This is a genomic window from Streptomyces sp. NPDC104309 (assembly GCF_055584025.1).
Genome location: NZ_JBVJMV010000011.1, coordinates 153,809 through 174,064 on the forward strand (window position 1 = coordinate 153,809; position 20,256 = coordinate 174,064).

A 20,256-nucleotide genomic window follows, 5' to 3' on the forward strand; every position below is an offset into this window, starting at 1 on the left:
TGCCTCCAGTGGATACGGCACCGGGTCGGGATCAGAACGGGGTCTGCGGGCGGACCGCGTGGGACAGGTCGATCAGCCGCTCGTACTCGTCGGGCTTCTGCCGTTGCCGGGCCAGCCAGCGGTAGCAGTCCTCCAGCTGTTCGCGGACCGCGCGTTCGCCGGCCACGGGAAGCGGTGGCAGTCCGTGCCGCAGCCGCAGCCACCCGGTGCGCCGGGGCGGACCACCGCCCGCGCGGACGGTGTCGAGCTTCCACTCGTACAGCTCGGTGCGCAGCAGCCAGGCCGCTTCGTCACCCGCCACGATCGGCCCCGGGACGACCGCGGCAAGGCTCGCGTCGATCTCCGCGCGCTCCGGCAGCGGCCGGTCCCCCGTCGCGAGCCTGGCCGCCCGGATGCGCAGGGCGGCGATGCGTGCGACGGCGTGGTCCCGGGACTCGTCGGGCACCAGGTCCAGGACGCCGGCCGCCGCTTCCCGGTCGCCGCGTGCCAGGGCCAGCCTGGCCAGCCCCAGCGCGGCGCCGACATGCGAGGGGTTGCGGGCGTGCACGGCCCGGAAGAGTTCGTACGCCGAAGGAGTGGCGCCGGCCGGGTGGTCCGGGCCGAGCTGTTCCGCGACGTACGCGAGCGCCAGCTTCGCCGCGTACTCACCGGGCAGCGCCCGGTGGACGGCCTCGAAGTGCCCCAGCGCCTCCTGCAGCAGTCGCTGCCGGTCGTCCAGCACGTCGGCGCCGCGCAGCGCGACGAGCCCCCGGTGCCAGCTGAGCCGCCACTGCCGTACCGGCCCCGGCCCCGGAATGGCGTCCGCCGCCCGCACCTGCTCGCGGGCCCGGTCCAGCGCGTCGGGGCCCTCCTGGCCGAGCAGCAGCCGAACGTTGTGCAGGCAGATCTCCACCGACCGCTCCCCCTCGGCGGGCTGGGTCAGCGGCTGGCCGGGGTCGTAACTGCTCACCAGGAACCGGGCGGACTCCGGGTCGCCCCGATAGGGCACCGGCACGGGCAGCCGACGGGCGATCTCGGTGGGTGTGGGGAGCCCGGAGTCCAGGACGGGGGCGTCGGGCGTCTCGTGGCGGCGGTGGAGGGGACGACGCAGCCAGTGCGCGTAGTCGGGTACGGAGCCCAGCCGGGCACCGAGCAGCTCGGTGGACGGGGTGAAGTACGTGGACGGTTCGGGCTGGTCCCGTTTGCCGCGCAGCGCCCGGATCTCGCGCAGCACTCCGCGGAGCTGGCCCGCCATCTCCTCGGCCGTCTCGAACCGGCGTTCCGGGTCGAAGGCCGTGGCCCGTTCCACCACCAGCCGGAAGGAACTGGTGCCGAGCCCGGGTACGTCGTCACCGACCGCCCAGCCGGCCAGTTCGGCCAGTGTCATCCCGACCGTGTGGATGTCATGGGCGGCGGTCAGCGGATTGCCGCCGTCGGTCTCGGGCGCCGCGTATCTGGGAGTGATCACCGGCGGCGGCTCGGTGGACCCGCGCTTGCGCACCCCGCCGAGGTCGATGACCTTGATGCCGTCGTGCCGGTGGACGACGTTGGACGGCTTCATGTCCCCGTAGAGGAATCCCATGCCGTGCAGATGGGTGAGGGCTTCCAGGATCTGGCAGCCGTAGGTGATGACATGTTCGATGTCGAGGACGAAGACGCCCTGCCGGGTCGATTCGATGATCGCGGAGAGCGTCCGGTCGCCGACGTCCTCCATCACGATGTAGCCGCCGGACACCGTGCCGTCCGCTCTGCGGGTACTGACGAAGTCCCGGATCTGGACGATGCGTTCGTGCCGGATGGCGACGAGGCTGCGGCGCTCCTCGTCGGCCTGGGCGGCGCCCCGTTCCGCGTACCGGTTGAGGAGCCCCTTCACGGCGACGTGCTCCTCCAGATGAGTGTCCTCGGCGAGATAGACCCAGCCCTGGCCGCCGTGGGCGATGGGCCCGCGGATCCGGTACTGGTCCTGGAGCAACGGCCCGCCCTCGGTGAGTTCGGGGCGGTAGGAGTACGGGGCGCCGCACTTGGGGCAGTGGCCCTCGTCCGGCGGCGGGGCGGCGGTGTACGGCGCGACGAAGTCGGTGGCGCAGGACTTGGCGGAGCAGCTCATCAGGATGCGGGCCTGCGCCTTGGCGGCCTCCAGCCGCCGGTCGGGGGGACTCGGTTCGAGCGGGGGGAGTTCCAGCAGTCCGCCCGGCCCGTACTTCTCCGGGGCACTGGGCAGTGGTCGGAGCCCGGGGCCGTTCTCGGAACGGCCGCACGTGTCGCAGTAGCCGGTGGACTGCACCGCGCCGCCGCAGGGGGCTCCGGTGAACCGGCGGTGCGGGCAGGGAATCCTCATCAGCGCTCCGCCCGGCCCCGGTCCGTGCGCGGCCCCGGAACGTCCGCCCGGCCGGCGCCGTCGTGACGGTCCAGGTCCGTGTCCAGTTCGCGCAACAGGGCGCGCAGGGATCCGAGTTGTGCATGGGGGTCGGTGAGGGCGCGCACCCGTGCCAGCTGTCGGCGGCGACCCGCGGAGTCCCCCCGGGGCGGCGGGCCCAGCGAGGCCGATTCCACCATGCCGTTCAGCCCGGCCCAGTTCCGTTCGATGTCCTCGACGCGGCGGATCAGCAGCGTGGCCCGCTCGTCGAGGGCGGGGAGGAGCAGGTGCCGCGCCACCTCGGTCACGCCTTCACCGCCGCCGTCCCTCGCGATGATCAGCAGCCGGAAGCCGAGCGCCCGCACCCGCGCGAGTAACGGCACCAGCCGGCGCGGCTGCCGCTCCTCGTCGAGGCCGATCACGGCGAGCGTGGGCCCGGAGGTGCCGGGCCGCAGGTCCTGCGGCCGGTCCGGCTGCGTGCCGCCCTCCAGCAGCCAGTCGCGGTACGCCTGGAACTGGTGCTGCGGCGGGCGCAGCCGTATCACCAGTTCGTCGACGAACTCCTCGGGCGTGGCGCGGCCACCCCGGTAGACGAGGTGGGCGCGGTGCAGCTGATGCCGCAGGGTGCGGTCGCGACCGCCGCCGCGCGGTACGACGCTGAAACGCACCGCGGGCTGCTCGCCGCCCGCGAACCAGTCCCGCAGACGCCGCGCCAGCCCCTGGTCCCAGCCATCGGGGCCGCTCAACTCGGCTACCAGTGGCACGAGTTCGGCGATGCGGTCGATCGGGACCATGTAGGAGAACGCCAGTGCGTTCTCGGTGGCCGGTGTCAGATCGAGGTCACCGCGCCAGGCGACCACGATCCCGATCACCTGCTCGGGCGCCCCGTCCCCCTCGCCGCGCACCTGCACGGCGGCGCCGCTGAACCCCGGCCGCACCACCTCTTCGTTGCGCTCGGCGCCGAGCTGGATCCACGCACCGTGCGCCCCTTCGATCTCCCCGGTCAGCCACATGCCGTCGGCGAAGTTCCGCGAGTATCCGCCGATCCACACCTCACGGCCCCGCTCCAGACTCCGTCGGAGCGAGGCCGGGGTGGCCTGCGGACGCGGGCTGTCCAGGGCCAGTACGGCGATGTCCTCGCGGGTCGCGCCGAGACCGGGCAGCCAGCCGCCTTCGGCGACCCGCGCCCCGACCGGCGCGATGCCGGGGCTCTCGGCGAACTCCACCCACATCCGGGCGTCCGGGTCCCCCACGACATGGGCGCAGGTCAGCGCCCGGTCCTGGGTGAGCAGCACGCCGGCCCCGCACACTGGGCCGTGCGGGTCGTCACGCCGCAGCCGCAGCCGCCAGTCCGCCCTCAACTCCCCCATAGCGCAAGAGAGTACGCGCGGGGCGGGGGCCGTTCCCAGTCCCCGGACATACTCCGGTCACCCGGTGTCTACCGGACGTCACACCGCAGGGTGCCTCCCTCGGTCCCCGGGCGGACCCTCAGCACCAGTCGCCGGCCGGTGGCGCGCACCTCGATGCCGGGGTCCGCCGTGACGACCTCGCGCACCGGCCGCTCCCAGACCACGTCCACCGGCGCACCGCTCCGGTCCGGCCCGCTGACGCACACCGTGGTGGTGTGCCGCCCTTCCCGCACGAGCACGCTCGCCGCGGCCGTGACGGAGAGCGGACCGGCCGCGCCCGGCTGCCAGAAGTTGGCGGCGGTCAGCCCCAGCGAGCGGACGGCGACCGCTTGCGCGGCGGCCGTGTTGGCGTGCACCGTCAGCCACTTCCGGTCGGCCGCGCGGGCGGTGACGGCGCGCCGGGAGGCGCCGGGCATCAGCAGGTAGACGTAGTCGGCGTCGACGGGGTCGGTGCCGTGGTCGAGCCAGAGCGTCTGGTAGCGGCGGGTGCGGCGCTCGGTGGAGCTGGTGGTGTTGATGTCGGACCAGGCGCCGGTGCGGTCCTCGCGCAGGGTGCGCAGGTCCGCGCCGCCGGGGAGGACCCAGCCGCCGTGGCCCTCCAGGTGGGCCCAGCGGGGGCCGGCGGAGGGGTCGACGGTGAGCGATTGCGTGCCACCCTCGCCGAGCATGCGGTTGTCGACGATCGTCTCGACCGGGACCTGGTCGGTGGCGGTGATTCCCGCGCCGAGGCAGATGACCGTGTCGGCGGCGCAGAACCACGACTTGCGGGCTTCCAGGGTCGAGCCGAGGCCCTTGAGGTGCTGGCCCACCGCGCCGAACTCGCCGTCCGTGGCGCCGCCGACCCATTTCACCGCCGGCTTGGGCGCACCCCATTCGCCGCCCGCCCTGTCGGCGAGCCGCTTGGTGGACACGGTCGTTCCGGGCAGCCGGTAGAAGTCCACGGTCGGCCAGAACCAGTCGGTGTACTGGTCGTTCTCGTTCTCGCCCGGCCACCAGTAGAGCATTCCGGCGCCGGTGTGCCAGCCGCGCGGATTCTCGCCGTTGCCGCACTCGTAGTGCGAGATCCGGTCCGAGGCCATGGAGATGCCCGCGGCCCAGTGCGGGCGCCGGTGCACGGCGCGGGCCATGCCGGCGAAGAGGTGGTGGCCCACCCGTTCGGGCGCGGCCGGTACGGCGGTGGCCTGGACGGCGTGCAGCCGGGCCAGGTCCGCGATGCCGAACTGGCGGGCGGTGAGGACCGGGCTGGTCCGGTCGCGGGCGATCCAGCCCTTGATCAGCCCGTGCCACCGGTCGCGCTCGGCCGCCGAGGCGCCCGCGGCGAGGAGCGCGATCCCGGCGATGATCCCCTGCCCGTGGAAGTGGTCGCCGCGCATCACCCGGAGTTCGTCGTTCTTCAGGAGTCCGCGGCTGATGGCACGCCCGTTGACGCTGTCCATGACCAGGCCGTTGTAGATCAGCGGCGTGTACGCCCGCTCGACGCTGTCGAGGATGACCTGCCGGGCCGGGTCGGTGACCGCCCAGCTCGACCCGGCGAGCAGCGCGAACAGGCGGCCGAGGCCGTCGAGCATGACCTGGCCGTAGGTGCCCGAGTAGGCGATGGTGGTGTGCTGGATGAACGATCCGTCCGCGTACAGGCCGTCTCCCCCGGTGACGTACGGGAAGACGGGTGACAGCGCGTCCCGGGCCAGCTCGACCTTGGCGGGAGCGCGGCCGAGGACGCCGCGCAGGGCGACGGAGCGGCACAGGTCGACGCGGTTGGCGCCGGTGGAGGTGCCGCTGTAGTCCTGGAGCACGGAGTCCGGGATGAAGTGGTCGACGGCGGCGCAGGCGGCCTCGACGCGGGCCGTGCCGAGCTGCTCGTACAGGACGGAGCTGATGTCCATGAGGATGCGCGGGCTGCCGATCTGCCACTCCCACCAGTTGCCGTACGGCGTGACGGAGGCGTGGTAGGCGGTCTGCACCAGGTGGTCGTAGCCGCGGACGATGTCGGCGAGGAGGGCGGCGTCGCCGGTGGATCCGGTGCCCGGCTGGGCGTACGCCTGGGTCATCGTCCACAGGCGGCCGTAGCTCTGGGTGATGCCGGACGGCGGGTCGTATGGGATGCCGGGCCACAGCGAGCCGGTGGCCGGGCTCATCGTCGTGCGGAATCCCCGGGCGAGCGTGCCGGTCTCGGTAAGACGGGAGACGAAGGGCTCGGCGGCCTCGTCGTAGCCCGAACCGAGCGCGATGTCGGCCCAGCGCCGGCGCAGGACGTCGAACTCGTCGGCCTCGGCAGCGGTGGCGGTGGCGGCCGTGCCGGATCCGGGAAGGGAGAGCGCCAGGGCGGTGGCGGCCGAGAGGGTCAGCAGGGTGCGGCGCGGCCATACGGGCGGGTTCGGCATGTGCGGCTCCAGGTCGTCGGGGGGTACGCCATCGCACGCGGGATGCGGGGTGGGTGCGCACGATGCGCACCCACCCCGCATCCTGCGGTCTCAACTACCGCAATGGAACCGTGCGTCACCCCAGTCCGCGTGGTCGTTGCCGTTGCCGTCCCCGCCGTCGCCGACGACCAGTTCGACGTACTTGGCGCCGGTGACGTCCGCCGTGAGCGACCAGGCGCTGTCGGGGCCCTTCAGGACCGGCGACTTCACCTTCTCGGTGCCGTCGGCCGTGACGCCGAACTGCACGCTGCCGCGAGCTCCCTGGATGTCGTCCACGCCCACCTGGGCGGTGAAGGAGGTGCACCTGCCGCCCAGGTAGTAGCGGACCTTCGCCGGGGCGTGGGTACCCAGGCCCTTGGTGTAGACGGTGCCGCCGATGGTCAGCGGGGTGCCGTCGCCGCTGCCCTGCTCACCGTTCGAGAGGTCCCGCTCGACGGGGCCCCAGCCGTTCTCGGCGGCCGTCCAGTCGAGGTCGCTGGCCCAGCTGTCGGTGGTGGGCGGCGGCGGCAGGGTCCGTACGGAGGTCTGCGCGCCGAGCGTGCGGCGTGCGCCGCCGACCGTGTAGGACGCCTCTGAACCCAGGCTGTAGGTCTGGTACTTGGCGTCCACCGGCGGGGTGACCCGCCAGCTGCCGGTGACCCGGGCGCCCGCCGCGACCGAGTCGAAGGTGACGGCGCCCGTGGGCTCCGCCTTCCAGCCCTCGGGGACGGTCAGGCTCAGCGCGACACCGGTCGCCGCGGTGGCCTCGTAGTTGGTGAAGCTCGCCTTGACGGTGTTGGCCGTGCCCGGCTCCAGGGTCTCGGCGCCCGGGTCGACGGCGAGCGTGCCGCAGGCGGCGATGTCACCGGCGGGGGCCGGGCCGAGGTCGGTCACGGTGAACGCGTCGAGGACGAAGTCGGCGCCGTCGGGGGCGTCGCCGCGCTTGCGCAGCCCGGTCCAGGTGTCGCCGCAGCCCGCGGTGACGGTCTCGGAGAAGTGGCCGGTGGTGCGCTGTTGCCCGATGGGGGTGGCGCGGGTCTCGACCGAGCTCGGCTTGCCTTCCGCGGTGATCCGGTCGTAGCCGTCGACCCACTCATAGGCCCCGGCGTGGCTGGACTGGTAGTCGTACTCCACCTTGTACCGGTGGCCGTCGGTCATCGGCACCGTCCAGGGCGCGGTGCGGTAGACGAGTCCGCCGTTCTCCTCGTGGGCCTTGAGGGACTCCTTGCCGCCGATCACGTCGTCGACGAGCTTCCCGTTCCAGCCGGCCTGGGTGTACGGGGCGTGGAGCTGCGAGATGACCGTGCGAGGGTCGGTGGAGCCGCCCGCGTCGCCCTTGAGGAAGGGGCCCCAGCCCTGGTCGACGTCCTCGAAGTCCTCGTACACGACGGTGTTCTTCCTGGTCGCCGGGGCATTGGCGACGATCCGTACGTCATCGGCCCGGACACGCGCCGTGCTGCCCTCGGCCGCCTCGATACGGAGGGTGGCACGGCCGTTCGACGGGGCGGTGAAGTTGACCTTGGCGCGCTGGAAGTACGTGCCGTGCCAGTCGGACGCGGCGACGTAGTCCTTCACCGTGGAGCGGTCCACCGCGACGGACTGCCCGCCGATCGAGAGCGTCGTGTGCCGGGTCTTCCCGGGCTGGACCTCGATGAGCGCGGACGCGGTGTAGCGCTTGCCGGGCTTGAGGCCGTCGACGCGCTGCGAGAGCGCCGCGGTGGAACCGCCGGAGAGCTCGGCGCTGTTGCGGCCCTTGTCGTCGGTCTCACGGGCCACGGTTCCGGTCTTCGACCAGGCCTTGAGCCCGTTGTCGTTGAAGCCGGGGTCCTCGACCGGGGTGCCCTGGCCCCACTTGACGTCGGCGGCCTTCGGCGCCTGGTCCGGATACAGGACGTAGGGCTGTCCCGCCGCGGCGGTCAGCGTGATCTTGCCGTCGACGGGCTTGACCGTGCCGGTCTTGACGCGCCCGTTGTCGGTGAGCTCGTAGACGGTGTACGTGCCCTTGGACGGCACGGCCCACGTGCTGGTGCCGCCGGACTTGCTGTAGTGGTAGAGCTTCTTGCCGCCGTCCCACGGCAGCAGGTAGTCGGTGCCACTGAGGACCTTGCGGCCGTGGTCGTAGAAGGTCCGCTTGCCGTCCTCGACCGTGCCCCGGACATCTCCGGTGAAGGTGATGTCATTGCCGTCCCAGCGGACGATCTTCTGCTGCTGGGCGTACTTGGCGGGCAGGTCGCGCTGCCAGATGTTGTTGTAGAAGGCGTTCCAGTCGGTCTCGCCGGTCCAGCCCTCGAACTCGTCGATGGCGCTCTGGCCGAGGACCGGGTCGTTGTTCCAGGTGTCCCGCTCGCCGTTGCGGATGAAGCGGATGATCTTCGAGTTGAGGCCCTTGTTGGTGGCCCCGCCGTAGTCGAGGTCGTTGGCCCAGTGCGACCACAGGGTGCCGCGCTCGAACTTGTCGGACCACTCGCTGCCGACGTTCCAGCCCTGCTTCTGCACGGCCTGGAGGGTCTTGTCGGCGATCCAGCCGTGTGTGTAGTAGACGTCGATGTAGAGGAAGCTCAGATTGCGGTCGGTCTCGTCGCGCAGCTGCTGGAAGCGCTTGGCCAGGTCGCCGCTGTTGATGTCGCGGCGCTGGTCGATGTAGTAGCTCTGGCCCAGCCAGTTCCAGCCCGGCCTGGTCCTGTCGACGAGCTGCTCGTCGAACGCCCTGGCCTCCGGGTACGCCTCGGTGGCGTTGACCTGGACGCCGAAGGTGGCGCCCCACTTCTTGCCATCCTTGAGGAGCTCGTTGAGGTCCTTCAGCCCGCCGGCGCGCTTGTTGTAGTCGCCGCCGTAGTCGGGGTGGGCGGAGTCGTGCCCCTCGGAGGCGTACCCCTTGAGGACGGCCAGCTGCCCGAGACCGTCCGTGGACAGCGAGATCCGCTTGACGTCGTCCAGGGTGCGCAGGAAGGGGTGGGTGGCCTGGCTGGCGAAGTTGAACGGGATGTGGGTGATGACCCGGTCCGGGGTGTCCTGGCTGCCGGGCGCGGTGATGCCGATGGTGCGGAACGCGACGGCTCCGTCCTGCCAGTCGACCTTCTTGTCGCCGTTGGCGTCGGGGGTGACGACGACCTTCGCCCAGGGAAGGGCGTCCCCGCTCTCCGGCTTGGCCGCTCCCTCACCCCGGTAGGTCCACTGTCCGGACCACACGCCGACCCGGACACTGCCGTCGTCGGCCTTGCGCGCCTGGTGCCAGAACCGGGCCTTGTCGCCGCCGGTGGCACCGGAGGGCTTGTCGTACGAGGAGTTGGACTCGACGGCCGCGGCGAGGGAGCCGGTGTTGAGCAACGCGTACGTGGCTCCGACCGGGTCCTTGTCGGCGGCGGTGTCGGTGGTGACCGGGGCGAAGACGTCGGCGGTCCTCGTGGAGTCGTTGTCCAGCCGGGTGAAGGCGGTGGCGGCGCCGTTGTCCGCGGAGCCGACGGAGACCAGGTCGTGGCCGGGTATGTCGATGGTGCCGACACGGAACGCCTCGGTGTCGCGGACAGCCATGACCTTGAAGGTGGTGGCACGTCCGGCGACGGAGAGCGAGGCGTCGATCTCGACGCCGGGCAGGTCGGTGAAGGTCAGCGTGTACCGCGCGGTCGAGCCGGTGACCTCGGGCGAGCCCTTGAGCTTCACGGGGTGCGCGGTGCCGTTGAGGGTGACGGCGGTGACCGGCCGGGTGCTGCCGAGCAGCCGGCTGCCGCTGGCCTTGTCGGTGTACGCCAGGACGCGCGGGAAGTCGTCGGCGACGGCGACCGAGAGTTGCGCGGACTGCAGGACGGTGGCGTCCGCGGACACGGCCGACTCGACTGCGGCGGGTGATGGGGCGGCGGCGTCGGCGGGGAGCGCGGTCCCCACCAGCGCCAGGACGGCGGCTGAGGCGGCGGCGACAGCGCCCGCCGAAGTGAATCTTGGTGACATGTGCTCTGAGTAGTGCCCGTGGCCGGACACCGTCAACGACGTGCGGCGACTCGGGGCGCTCCAGTCCAACAACCGCCGTGCGTAAGTCCAAGTGGACGGTACGTGTCCGCCGGCCGGCGCCGCGATGGCGGGGCGTTCCTGGTCGGAACGGGTCGTTCCAGGCCGGAACGGGCCGGGACGGGCCTGGACGGGACCGGGCCTGGACCGGGCCTGGACCGGGCCTGCCGTGCGGGTACGCGGTGCCGGTGCCAGGTGCGGCCGTGTGCGGCAGGGCCGCCGACGGCGCGGCCCGGCCCACACCCGACGACGCCCGGCCAAAGGCGTTCCGGTTGCGGGAACCGAGCGCGCCGGACCGTCTCCCCGGTCTCCGCCACGGATCACGGGACAGCCGTCACGGCGCGGTGCCGAGCTCCCAGAACCGGAAGACGGTCGACGTGTCCAGGCAGTTCTGCAGGCCCCGGACATTCTCGTGGGCGACCGCGTACTGCTTTCCCTGCCAGAGCGGCAGGAGCGGCAGTTGCTGCGCCACGATGTCCTGCAGCTTGCCGAAATCCTCCCGGGTGTTCGAGCGGTCGGTCACGGACGAAGTCTGCGGGATGATCTGCTTGGTTATCTCACTGTTCTCATAGTTGTTCGACAGGACATTGCCCTTGCCGAAGAACGGCTGAGTGAAATTGTCGGGGTCGGGATAGTCCGGCACCCACCCCTTGACGTAGATCCCGTACTTTCCGTCGGCGATGTCCTTCTCGTACTGGTCGAACGGGACGGACTTCATCTTCGCCTCGAAGAGACCGCTCTTGTTGAGCTGGTCGGCGATGGTCTGCAACTCGTCGTCGGTGGCAGGCCCGTAACGGCTCGGGGTGGACCAGAGGGTGAGTTTCACCTTGTCGGTGATACCGGAGGCCTGCAGGGCATCCTTCGCGCGTTGAGGCTGCGCACTGTCGCCGTAGGTGTCGAAGAAGGACGTGCCGTGGCCGGTGATGCCGGCCGGAATGATCGAGTAGAGCGGCGCCGCCGTGGACTCGTAGACCTTGCTGACCAGGGAGTTGCGGTCGACGAGGTAGGCGATGGCCTTGCGCACACCGAGCTTGCCGACCACCGGGTCGGCCATGTTGAAGACCATGTGCTGGACCTCGGCGCTGTCGCCCTGGACCACCTCGATGCCGTTCTTCTCCGCGGTGGGCGAGGTGTCCAGGGCGGCTATCGCCTTGGCGGTGAGGCCACGGTAGGCGATGTCGACATCGCCCTTCTCCAGGGACGTCTTGAGGGCCTGCTGGTCTCCGCGGAAGAGCTTCAGCGTCACGCCGCCGTTCTTCACCTCGGCCGTGCCGTGGTAGCCGGAATAGACGGAGAATTCGGCCTTCGACTTGTCGATCGAATCCAGCATGTAGGGACCGGAACCAACCGCCTTGCCGCCCTGGAGCAGCCTGTCCTTGGGATAGACCCTGTGGTCCACGATGGAGCCGGCACCCGATGCGATCTTGCTGGGAAAGATGGCGTCCGGCACCTTGAGACGGAACACGACCGTCTTGTCGTCCGGCGCGCTGATCGCCGAGATGGTGGAGAGCAAGGGCGCCGGGCCCGCCGGGTCGTTGATCTCGATTGCCCGGTCGAAGGAGTATTTGACGTCTTCCGACGTGAGGCTGTGGCCGTTGCTGAACTTCAACCCGTCACGCAAAGTGCAGGTGTAGGTCCGGCTGCCGTCGGAAAACCCGCAGTTCTTGGCGGCCTCCGGCACGGGTATGGAAGCCCCGGGCGGGAAGCTCAACAAGGACTGGAATACATTGTTGAACAGCAGCCAGGACCCGGGGTCGTACCCCGCGGCCGGATCTGTCGCAAGGATGCCGTCGGACATCCCGACGACCATCTTCGCCTTGCTGTCGAATGCAAAGATCTGGTCGTCGGAGCCGCAGCCTGTCAGCAGGGCCATTGCTAATCCACCGGCGATGAGGATGCTCGACCGCCTCGTACGAACCTTCACAGAACGTGCCTCATACTCTCGGCCGGCCGTACGGGTGCCCCCTGACAACCGGATCAGGTCAGGAACTACTGCAAACACCACGACCGTCCAGCACAAACGGCAGTCCGGGCGCGGAGGTGGGGAACGACTACCTGTCAGGACTCGGTGTCCATCGGGAATTCTACGCGCGGTGACTGGCAGGAACATTACAAGAAATGAACGGCGGTGGACAGGTTGTGGTCGATCTTGCGGCGCGTCGAACAACCCAGTAGTACACCGCGCGCCCCGGCGGCAAACCGCGCGACAAGGAAATCTTCCGACTTCCGGCACCCTCGGCCCGGGATGCCCGATATCGGTACGCGACAAGGAAGACAAGCCGGGCCGAGAGAGACAGTGAGGTATTCATTGTGCGACGACAGCCACTTCGGCCACTTCGACCCGGTCGGTATTAATCCCCTATTGCTGCACCTGTCGGCCGAATAGGTCGGGTGGCAAGAATCCTCCGCCTGCGCCGAAAACCGACCGGCCGCCGGACGTCCCGGCGGCGACCGCGTCGCCCCGTCCGGTCATCCGGGGAGCGCCTCGGCAGACCCACACGGCCCGGCGCACGGGGCGGGCCCACGTACCGCGAACTCGCACCACACCACCTTGCCGGGCTTCCACTCCCCCACCCCGCACTTGTCGGCGAGCGCCGCCACCAGCAGCAGCGGCCCGCGCCCGCCCTCCGCGTCGGAAGCCGGGTCCGCGACGACGGGGCGCACCTCCCCGTCGCCGCTGTCGTGCACCTCGACGCACAGGACGTCGTCGGCCGGCTCCAGGTAGAGATCACGACGAGGGCGCAACGGGTGGGTGGCGGCGCGGCGGCTCGACACGGGTCGTCTCTACCATCCGATGCGCGTGGGGGGACAAACAGCGATCCCCCCGGGCAAGGGGTGTGCAGTCGACCGTTTCACGGCCGGTCGAAGGCATCAGACGCCGGTCCTCCGCGGCCCAGCGCCGATCTCACGCACAACCCGGTAGGTCGGGGCTCCGCTCATACGGGGCTCCGCCTCGCCGGAAAGCCCGGCCAACGCCTCCTGTACGGCCGCCATGCGCCCCTCGGTGTCCGACGTCTCGACGAAGTTGCGGTAGTCCGCCTCACTCGTCCAGTGCACGATGTTGTAGACGCGGGTGCCGTCGGTACTCACATGGAATCGGGCCGACCGGTAGCCGGGATAGAAGCGCACCCACCGCTCCTGGATCTCGGCGAAGACTGCCACCAGTTCCTCCTGGGTCTGTGCGCCGTCGACCGAGTAGTCGATGATCGAATAGAAGCCGGAATCGGTACTCATGCTGGATTCTCCCTAAGGGCTGTCCCGCAATCCGTGGTGGATCAGCGCGCGGCGTCGGATGCGGTGCATCGCAAGGTGGAGGGACGTCCGCATACTGGATGTATGCGGACGTTCCGACAACGCGGCGAGGATGGGGCCTCCCCTGTTCGAGCGCAGCCGAGAGCTTGGGGAAGTAGCTGTCGTCGCGCGCCCACCAGGGATTACGGGACAGCCCTTAGCCTGTTGTGACGCCATCCGGCATCACGCCCTGGCGAGATCCTGCAAGCTCAATCGGACTTGAGGTCAAGCGTGACGGCGATCACTCGCCGTCGGTCATGCGGACGAGTTGCCGCCTCGGCCCGCACCTACGCCGCATCCTGGCCATACGCGCATGCATCGGTCACCCAGGCGATCGGCAGGGGCGCGGCCGGGGCCCTGCGGATCATGACCCGCGCCGGCTCGCTTTCGGTCGCGAACTGATGCTCATCGGGGATCTTCGCTGCCCGGCATCGGTTCCGACCGCTAGTCCATCTCTCCGGCGGGTGCACCTACCAGTCCACCAAGGTCCGGCCCTCAGCCGAGGCGTAGGCGGCGAAAACCTGTCGGTGACCGATGCCCAACGGGCCGCGCTGAAGGGGTGGGTGCGTCGCCGGTCGACGGCTCAGGCGCTGGCCCAGCGGTCACGGATCGCTGGAGTGCGCTGACGGGGCACTGGATCACGGAGGCGCCCCGTCGTCCGGGTATCACTGCGGACGTGGTCCGCACCTGACGGCGGCGCTTCCTGACGGCGGCGCTTCCTGACGGCGGCCGGGGCGCTTCACCTGCGCCTGGCGGCGCAGCCTCCAACCGCACCGGACACACCCAACGGCGGCCCCGACGGCTTCGGCCCCGGCAGGCGCACCGGGCGCGGCCCAGCGCGTGCAGCGCGGCACACCGGCACCCCGCGCGCCAGGAGTGCCGAGCGGCACGATGGCAGAGGAAATCATCGAGCTGGCGGTCCGGTCGGGAATGCCGCGGGCGAATAACAGCGCGTGTGCACGTCGACCTGTTGCCGCCCGAGGACGGCAGGCGCATCACAGCCGAGCTGATCCGCAGGCTGAAGGTCAGCCCGGCCTCCGTCTCCGTGGCCGTGAACTTCCTGGTCCAGTAGGGGTAGGTCCGGCGCGAGCGTGATCCGCGGCGGCGTCGCAACATCCATGCGGTCGACGACGCCTGGTACGACTCGATCGTGATCAGCTCGCGGCAGATGCTCCGGTCGGCGCACGCCGCGATGGCGGCAGCCGGGACGCTCGGGCTGGACACGCCCATGGGACAGCGGCCGGCCAAGGTGGGGACGTTCCTGGAGAGCGAAGATCGCCGAGGTCACGTTCACCAGCCCGGACCGGGTTGTGTTCAGCCGGGCTGCACGACGATGGTGATCTTCCCGGTCCCGATGTCGTAGGCGTAGCCGCCGATCTTGATGTTGCCGATGCCCGGCGCGAGCTCGGGTGCCGCGCGCAGCTTGGCGATGTCCTTCCGGACCGTCTCGGACGGCTCCAGGACGGCCATCTCCAAGGAGGTCTGTTCGTCCCAGCCGCCGCGGGCGGCGTAGCCGGCGCGCAGTTCGTCGTCGGCGAACAGTCCCGAGCCGCAGTCGGTGTGGTGGATGACGGCGATCTCGAACCAGTCCGCGTCGGGGGTCTTGTTCTCGTGCAGGTGCACGATCCAGGCGAGGTCCTTGATGACCGCCGGCGTCACGCGGCCGCCGACGTTACGCGCGACGATCGCTTCCCCGAGCCGGGCACCCAGCACGGCCGCGGGCTCCACGCGCGGATCGATGCAGGTGATCAGGTACAGCTGCTCGAAGGGGATGAAGGGGAGCTGGGGGACGTCGGCCTGGGCACCGGAGGCCGCGAAAGCCTGGTTGCGCTCCAGGTACGGCGTGAAGTTCGACATGACTGATTCCTTCAGGAGGCGGTGGCAGCCTGGGGCTGTGAGGCCGGCACCGCATGCGTGGGGTCGATCTCCGCGATGCGCGAGCCCCCGGCCCGTTCGGCCACGAACCGCAGGCGGGCGGCAGCAAGCCGTCCCAGGCGCCACCATCGCCCACGAGGGGATCACGCGCCAGGCGGGCTCGCCCGCCAAGGGAGAGCTGAGCGTCGTGCGCCGGCGGACTTGCCATCAGTGACCGAGTCCCCGGCAGCCCTTGGATGGCGAGCGACCTGCTCCGCCGACGGCTCCGGCTACTCTCCGGTCATGGAGCAGGACCACCCCCTCGTCCGCGGTGTCTTCCCGGATCTCGTCGCAGAACTGATCACTCTCCTGGAGAACGAAGGAGAGCGGGAGCCGGCCATCTGCGCGTGGGATCTTCGTCCGGTCGACGAGTGCCACTGCAGCGATGATTTTTGCCAGAGCTTCCGGACCGCAGCTCATCAGCAAGGGCAGCCATAGGGCGCCGGCCATCGATGCGTGCCGCTCCTGCCCTCGCGAGGCATGCTGTGCCTGGACGTCGTGGATGGCCGGATCCTGTATGTCGAAGTACGTGATCGGCCACCCATGCGCCGCCGGAGTGAGTGGCCGTGAGGTCGGCCCGGTTCGCGAGCCGATCAGGCCCGCGAGCTCGGACACTCCGTCACACCATCCCGACAGACAACCCGGCAGGTTTCGCTCATGCGGTCGACGGTTGCCTCGTCAGAGGGTTCGCCCCGTGTGCCACGCCTCGTGCACCGGGGGGCGCGGCTATGGTCTGGCCTTCGACTACAGGGAGTGAGTGCGTCATGCGCAAGTTCTGGCTGTTCGTAGCCACGGTCGCGACCGCCGCCTGGTTGCTCACTGCGTGTTCGGGTGCGGAGGGCTCCGGCGACTCCGCGAAGGAGGACAGCTCGTCGGCGCCGAAGGATTGGGCCTGGAGCGAGGAGGCCTCGGCGGAGAACCCGACGAGGGACGTCAAGATCGCGAAGGCAGGGTTCGAGGACGATGAGGTCTGGGGTCCTCACGCGTACGTCGTGCACTACACGATCAGGAACGGCGGGAGCGGAGCCGCGAATTACTTCGCGCAGTTCGAGTTCCTGGACAAGGACGGGGATGTCCTCGGGAAGACCGGGGTGACGGCCGACAAACTGGGCCCGGGGAAGACGAAGACGGGGGACTCGGCACCGCTGGACTCGGAGATCGAGAACGGAACCGTCAAAGACATCGCGTCCGTGCGCGTCACGCACGTCGAGCGCACGTGACCCGTACCGGACCGGCGGTCCGGATGTGGCGCCATCCTGGATGCCGGCGCGGCCCGGCCGGCTTCCTCGAACCCGAGTGTCCGGCCGGGGGCACTCGGCGGATCAACGCGTCCGCGTCTCGCCGCATCGCGCGGGCGGCCACGGCACTGCGCCGGTTCTGCGGCAGCCGCCCCTTCAAAGCGTCGAGTTGTGAAGACTTCCCCTTCTTGAGAGCGCTCTCACCCGCAAGTCTTGACGCCCATCGCGGCCATCACGAGAGTGGTGCGCACCGCGGACGCCCCGCCCCGTTCCGGCAAGACCCCCCGTCCGTGGCCCCCCACACACCTCGGGAGTCCTCTCGTGATTTCGCGCAGACTGTTCCTGACGGGTGGCGCCGCCGCCTCGGCGACCGCTCTCACCTGCCCCCTCTGGGGATCCGCCCTGAGCCCATACGCTTCCGCCGCCCCCGCAACCTGCGAACTCGCCCTGGAGAACCGCTCGTTGCCGGGCGGGGTCACCGCCTACGTCACCGGCCACGAGCAGGGCACCGACCGCTGGGTGCTGCTGCGGGCCGACGGCGGGGTCTACCGTCCCGACTCCCCGGCCGCGCCGCAGACACCGCTGCCGGTCGACTGCGCGATCCCGCTGAACGCGGCGGGCGGCGCGCCGGTGTTACTGACGCTTCCTCAGATGTACGGAGCGCGCGTCTACTTCGTGCGCGACGACACCCTCACCTTCTATCTCAACCCCGGCCCCGCCCTCGTCGAGCCGGCGTTCGCCACGTCCACGGACGCCAACTACGGGCGGACCTGGTCGTTCTGCGAGTTCACCTTCAATCCTCAGCAGCTGTACGCGAACATCAGTTACGTCGACCTGGTCACCGCGCTGCCGATCGGCCTGACCCTGGAGGGCGACAGCACGCACACCGTGGCCCCGCTCCCGGACGGCGCGGTGCAGCGGATCGCCGACGGTCTCACCGCCCAGGCCGCCGCCGACGGGCAGCCGTGGGACAAGCTGGTGATCCGCGGTGCGGACGGCGGTGTGCTGCGGGTGATCTCGCCGCAGAACCTGATGGCGCCGTTCTTCGACCGGCCGGACGAGATGCCGTTCCGCGACGTGTTCACGGCCTACGTCGACCAGGTCTGGGAGAAGTACCGCACCACCGATCTGCGGATCGATCTGCAGGGTGGCCGCGGTGTCCGCACCGGCCGGGTCGACGGCGACCTCCTGACCTTCGACGGCGGGCACTCCTTCACCAAGCCGGCCTCCAAGGACGTCTTCACCTGCAATCACGGACCGTTCGCCAACAACCCCGGCGACCCCGACGACAAGAAGGCGCTGCTGGCCCGGCTCGCGGCCGGCTTCAACCGCTCCCTGATGCTCACCCACCCCGACCAGCCGAACGGCACCTCGGCCGCGGACTACTACCAGGGCGTGGCGACCAGCCACTGGTCCCGGGTGGTCCACGCCAACACCCCGATCGGCTACGCCTTCCCGTACGACGACGTACGCCCCGACGGGCAGCCGGACGTCTCGGGCGCCGCGAACGACGGCAACCCGCGGCGGTTCACGGTGAGCGTGGGGGCCTGAGCCTCCGGCGGCGGGGGACGGGCCGGTCGTCGTGGCGGCACGGTGGCCGGACCGTCCCGTCCGTGCCGGATGCCCCGGCCCGGCCCCGTCCCCGCACGGGTCTCAGGCATTCAGCCCGTTGATCCGGTACTGCATCACCCGGTAGCTCTGCTTGTCGTACCACTGGCTGACGGCGATGTGGGAGTCGGCGAAGGCCGACCCGGGCATGATGAATCCGCCGTACGGGCTCGCCACCGCGTTCCCGAACTCCAGGCCGGGCACGGTGGGCACGAGGTACTGCCAGGTTGATCCTTGGTGGAGAGCGGCGGGCCTGTCCCAAAGGAAACCAAGGAAACCGACGCCGGCCGGGCTGCTCAAGTGCTCACTCGATTGCCTGTTCGTGTCAGCGGAACAACGGTGGCCGGGCGTGGTGAGGTGACATCGGTGGCGGGAACCGGGGCCAAGACCGCTGGTGCGCCGCCTTCCGGTCCTTGTTGAGATTGGGAGCTTTATGCACGGCGTACTCCAACCTGTTGCGGTGGCGGTCAGTACGGTCTGCGCGCTGCTGGGCTCGGCGACGGCCCCGGCCGGCGCCGTTTCCGTACCTCATCCCGGCCAGGAGGCCACGGATTCGCGGAGCGAGGGTGAAAGCGCCCTGATCACGCGTCTGCATACACCTCCCACCGGCACATCGCTCGCGGCACCCGCGCGAAACACCCTCTTCGCTTGCCGCGGGGGAACCCTTACGAGACCTGATCGCCCGTGGATCGACGCGCACGGGGTGATCGACGTGCGCAAGCGCCCCTTCGTTTCCGGGACCATGCACTGGCACGGCAAGCTCAAGGTGAGGACGACGGCGACCACGAGGCACTTCAAAGGCAACGGGCTTCCCGGGCATCCGACCGGGCATTTCCCGGTGCAGAAGGGCACTCCTGCCTACAAGTACTACGCGGAGATTCCCGCCACGGGGTATCCCAACGCCGCCGCGATCCCCATCAAGCCCTGGAATCTCGACATCACCGTTCCCCGCAATCCATCGGTCGCGCCAGAGCCCACGTGCATCGACCAGCTGACGACGGGAGTCGCCCTGGCCGGGGGAACCTTCCACCTGGAGGTGGCCTCCGACGCACAGGACCGTCCGGTCGACCCCAACGCGGCACTGCCCCTCGACCGCTGCTGGGGCCATACCTACGAGGGCGAGTACCACTACCACGGTCCGTCGCAGGTCTGCTTCGGCAAGACCTCCAGAGCTCCTGGGCACGGGAAATCCCGGCACTCACCGCTCGTGGGGTACGCCATCGACGGCTTCGGCATCTACGGCCCGCGCGGCGAGAACGGGAAGATCGTCAGGAACAAAGACCTTGATGTCTGCCACGGGCACACGCACGCCATCATGTGGGGCGGCAAGAAGGTCGTCATGTACCACTACCACCTCAACGGAGAGTATCCGTACTCGATCGGATGCTTCCGGGGAAAGCCGGTGTCGCTCCCTGGGTCCGGGCATGGCAGATGTCACCAGCGATCTGGGAAGTCCGCTCCGACCGTGGCCGGCTCCGGCGCGGAAAGCTCCGGCAGGCGGAGAGAGCACTGACCCACGGACCGGGGGCTGCTTTTGCCGTCGAGGGCACAGAACAGGTCGGTGGTGACCGTGACGAACAGCGGCAGGCCCTTGGTGTCCACGACCAGGTGCCGCTTGCGACCATTGGTCTTCTTCGCCCCGTCGTGGCCTCGGGAGTCCTTGCCGACGGTCTCGGCGGCCTTCACTGACTGTGAGTCGATGAGGGTGGCGACCGCGCCCGGTGCCCGGCCCGGTCGAGCGCCTTCCCGCCGGTCACGAACGTCGCGCGCTGCACCGTGGCGCCGGCGGTCGGTGCGCCCGTGGCGATGCCAGCAACTCCGTGCTCCGCTGCCGCAGTTGAGCGCGGAAGCGCCCTTCGCGTCAGCGGCGGTAAGCGGTCCGGGCGGCTGGATCCGTGCGTGGAAGCTCCTTTGGGGGAGGGCTCGCTGCGGGCAGGGGCACCGGCGGGGAACTCCGTGCCGTTCATGCGCCATCCGGAGGGTAAGGCCCGCTGCCGGACCGCGACAGCTGACCTCTGTGCGCGGCCGGTCGCGCTTCCTCGCATGCGGGGGCGCGGCCA

12 protein-coding genes and 3 pseudogenes are annotated in these 20,256 nt (G+C 70.2%); 3 read left to right on the forward strand and 12 right to left on the reverse strand.

Annotated features, from left to right (window positions below; all coding sequences use genetic code 11):
• Nucleotides 1-31: 31 nt before the first annotated feature.
• The 10 genes and pseudogenes from ACZ68L_RS18385 to ACZ68L_RS18430 form a co-directional block, all read right to left on the reverse strand.
• Entirely contained in the window at nt 32-2,317 is a 2,286-nt protein-coding gene (locus ACZ68L_RS18385; protein ID WP_469577930.1) for a serine/threonine protein kinase, read from the reverse strand.
• Complete coding sequence (locus tag ACZ68L_RS18390; RefSeq protein ID WP_469577932.1) at nt 2,317-3,705, reverse strand: S1 family peptidase; 1,389 nt, start codon at nt 3,703-3,705, stop codon at nt 2,317-2,319. The genes ACZ68L_RS18385 and ACZ68L_RS18390 overlap by 1 nt, the downstream gene beginning before the upstream one ends.
• 68 nt (nt 3,706-3,773) lie before the next feature.
• Nucleotides 3,774-6,125, reverse strand: coding sequence for a polysaccharide lyase 8 family protein (locus tag ACZ68L_RS18395; RefSeq protein WP_469577934.1), 2,352 nt, complete (start codon nt 6,123-6,125; stop codon nt 3,774-3,776).
• A 90-nt stretch (nt 6,126-6,215) separates the two neighbouring features.
• Nucleotides 6,216-10,088, reverse strand: a complete 3,873-nt coding sequence (locus tag ACZ68L_RS18400; protein WP_469577936.1) for an endo-alpha-N-acetylgalactosaminidase family protein — start codon at nt 10,086-10,088, stop codon at nt 6,216-6,218.
• 391 nt (nt 10,089-10,479) lie between these two features.
• On the reverse strand, nt 10,480-12,069 hold the full coding sequence (locus ACZ68L_RS18405; RefSeq protein WP_469577938.1) for an ABC transporter substrate-binding protein: 1,590 nt from the start codon (nt 12,067-12,069) through the stop codon (nt 10,480-10,482).
• 545 nt (nt 12,070-12,614) lie between these two features.
• The gene (locus ACZ68L_RS18410; RefSeq protein ID WP_469577940.1) at nt 12,615-12,920 is read right to left on the reverse strand and encodes an ATP-binding protein; all 306 of its coding nucleotides are present in this window, start codon (nt 12,918-12,920) and stop codon (nt 12,615-12,617) included.
• Nucleotides 12,921-13,016: 96 nt separating this feature from the next.
• Nucleotides 13,017-13,379, reverse strand: coding sequence for an antibiotic biosynthesis monooxygenase (locus ACZ68L_RS18415; protein WP_469577943.1), 363 nt, complete (start codon nt 13,377-13,379; stop codon nt 13,017-13,019).
• 353 nt (nt 13,380-13,732) lie between these two features.
• Nucleotides 13,733-13,957, reverse strand: a pseudogene (locus ACZ68L_RS18420) (transposase); the annotation flags it as partial.
• A gap of 793 nt (nt 13,958-14,750) precedes the next feature.
• Nucleotides 14,751-15,293 carry a carbonic anhydrase gene (locus ACZ68L_RS18425; RefSeq protein WP_469577945.1) on the reverse strand — a complete coding sequence of 181 codons (543 nt, stop codon included), beginning with the start codon at nt 15,291-15,293 and terminating at the stop codon, nt 14,751-14,753.
• 225 nt (nt 15,294-15,518) lie between these two features.
• A complete protein-coding gene (locus ACZ68L_RS18430) occupies nt 15,519-15,965 on the reverse strand; it encodes a hypothetical protein (protein WP_469577947.1) in 447 nt (148 codons plus the stop codon).
• Between the two features lie 149 nt (nt 15,966-16,114).
• Between ACZ68L_RS18430 and ACZ68L_RS18435 the strand changes: the two genes are divergently transcribed.
• Entirely contained in the window at nt 16,115-16,570 is a 456-nt protein-coding gene (locus ACZ68L_RS18435) for a hypothetical protein (RefSeq protein ID WP_469577949.1), read from the forward strand.
• Nucleotides 16,571-16,909: 339 nt separating this feature from the next.
• Complete coding sequence (locus ACZ68L_RS18440) at nt 16,910-18,139, forward strand: glycoside hydrolase family 64 protein (RefSeq protein WP_469577951.1); 1,230 nt, start codon at nt 16,910-16,912, stop codon at nt 18,137-18,139.
• A gap of 102 nt (nt 18,140-18,241) precedes the next feature.
• On the opposite strand, the pseudogene ACZ68L_RS18445 reads toward ACZ68L_RS18440, so the two are convergent.
• A pseudogene (locus tag ACZ68L_RS18445) lies at nt 18,242-18,412 on the reverse strand (DUF4185 domain-containing protein); the annotation flags it as partial.
• A 496-nt stretch (nt 18,413-18,908) separates the two neighbouring features.
• Between ACZ68L_RS18445 and ACZ68L_RS18450 the strand changes: the two are divergent.
• A complete protein-coding gene (locus tag ACZ68L_RS18450; RefSeq protein ID WP_469577953.1) occupies nt 18,909-19,709 on the forward strand; it encodes a YHYH protein in 801 nt (266 codons plus the stop codon).
• A 71-nt stretch (nt 19,710-19,780) separates the two neighbouring features.
• Here the strand turns inward: ACZ68L_RS18450 and ACZ68L_RS18455 are convergent.
• Nucleotides 19,781-19,906 (reverse strand): annotated as a pseudogene (locus tag ACZ68L_RS18455) (transposase); the annotation flags it as partial.
• Nucleotides 19,907-20,256 lie beyond the last annotated feature (350 nt).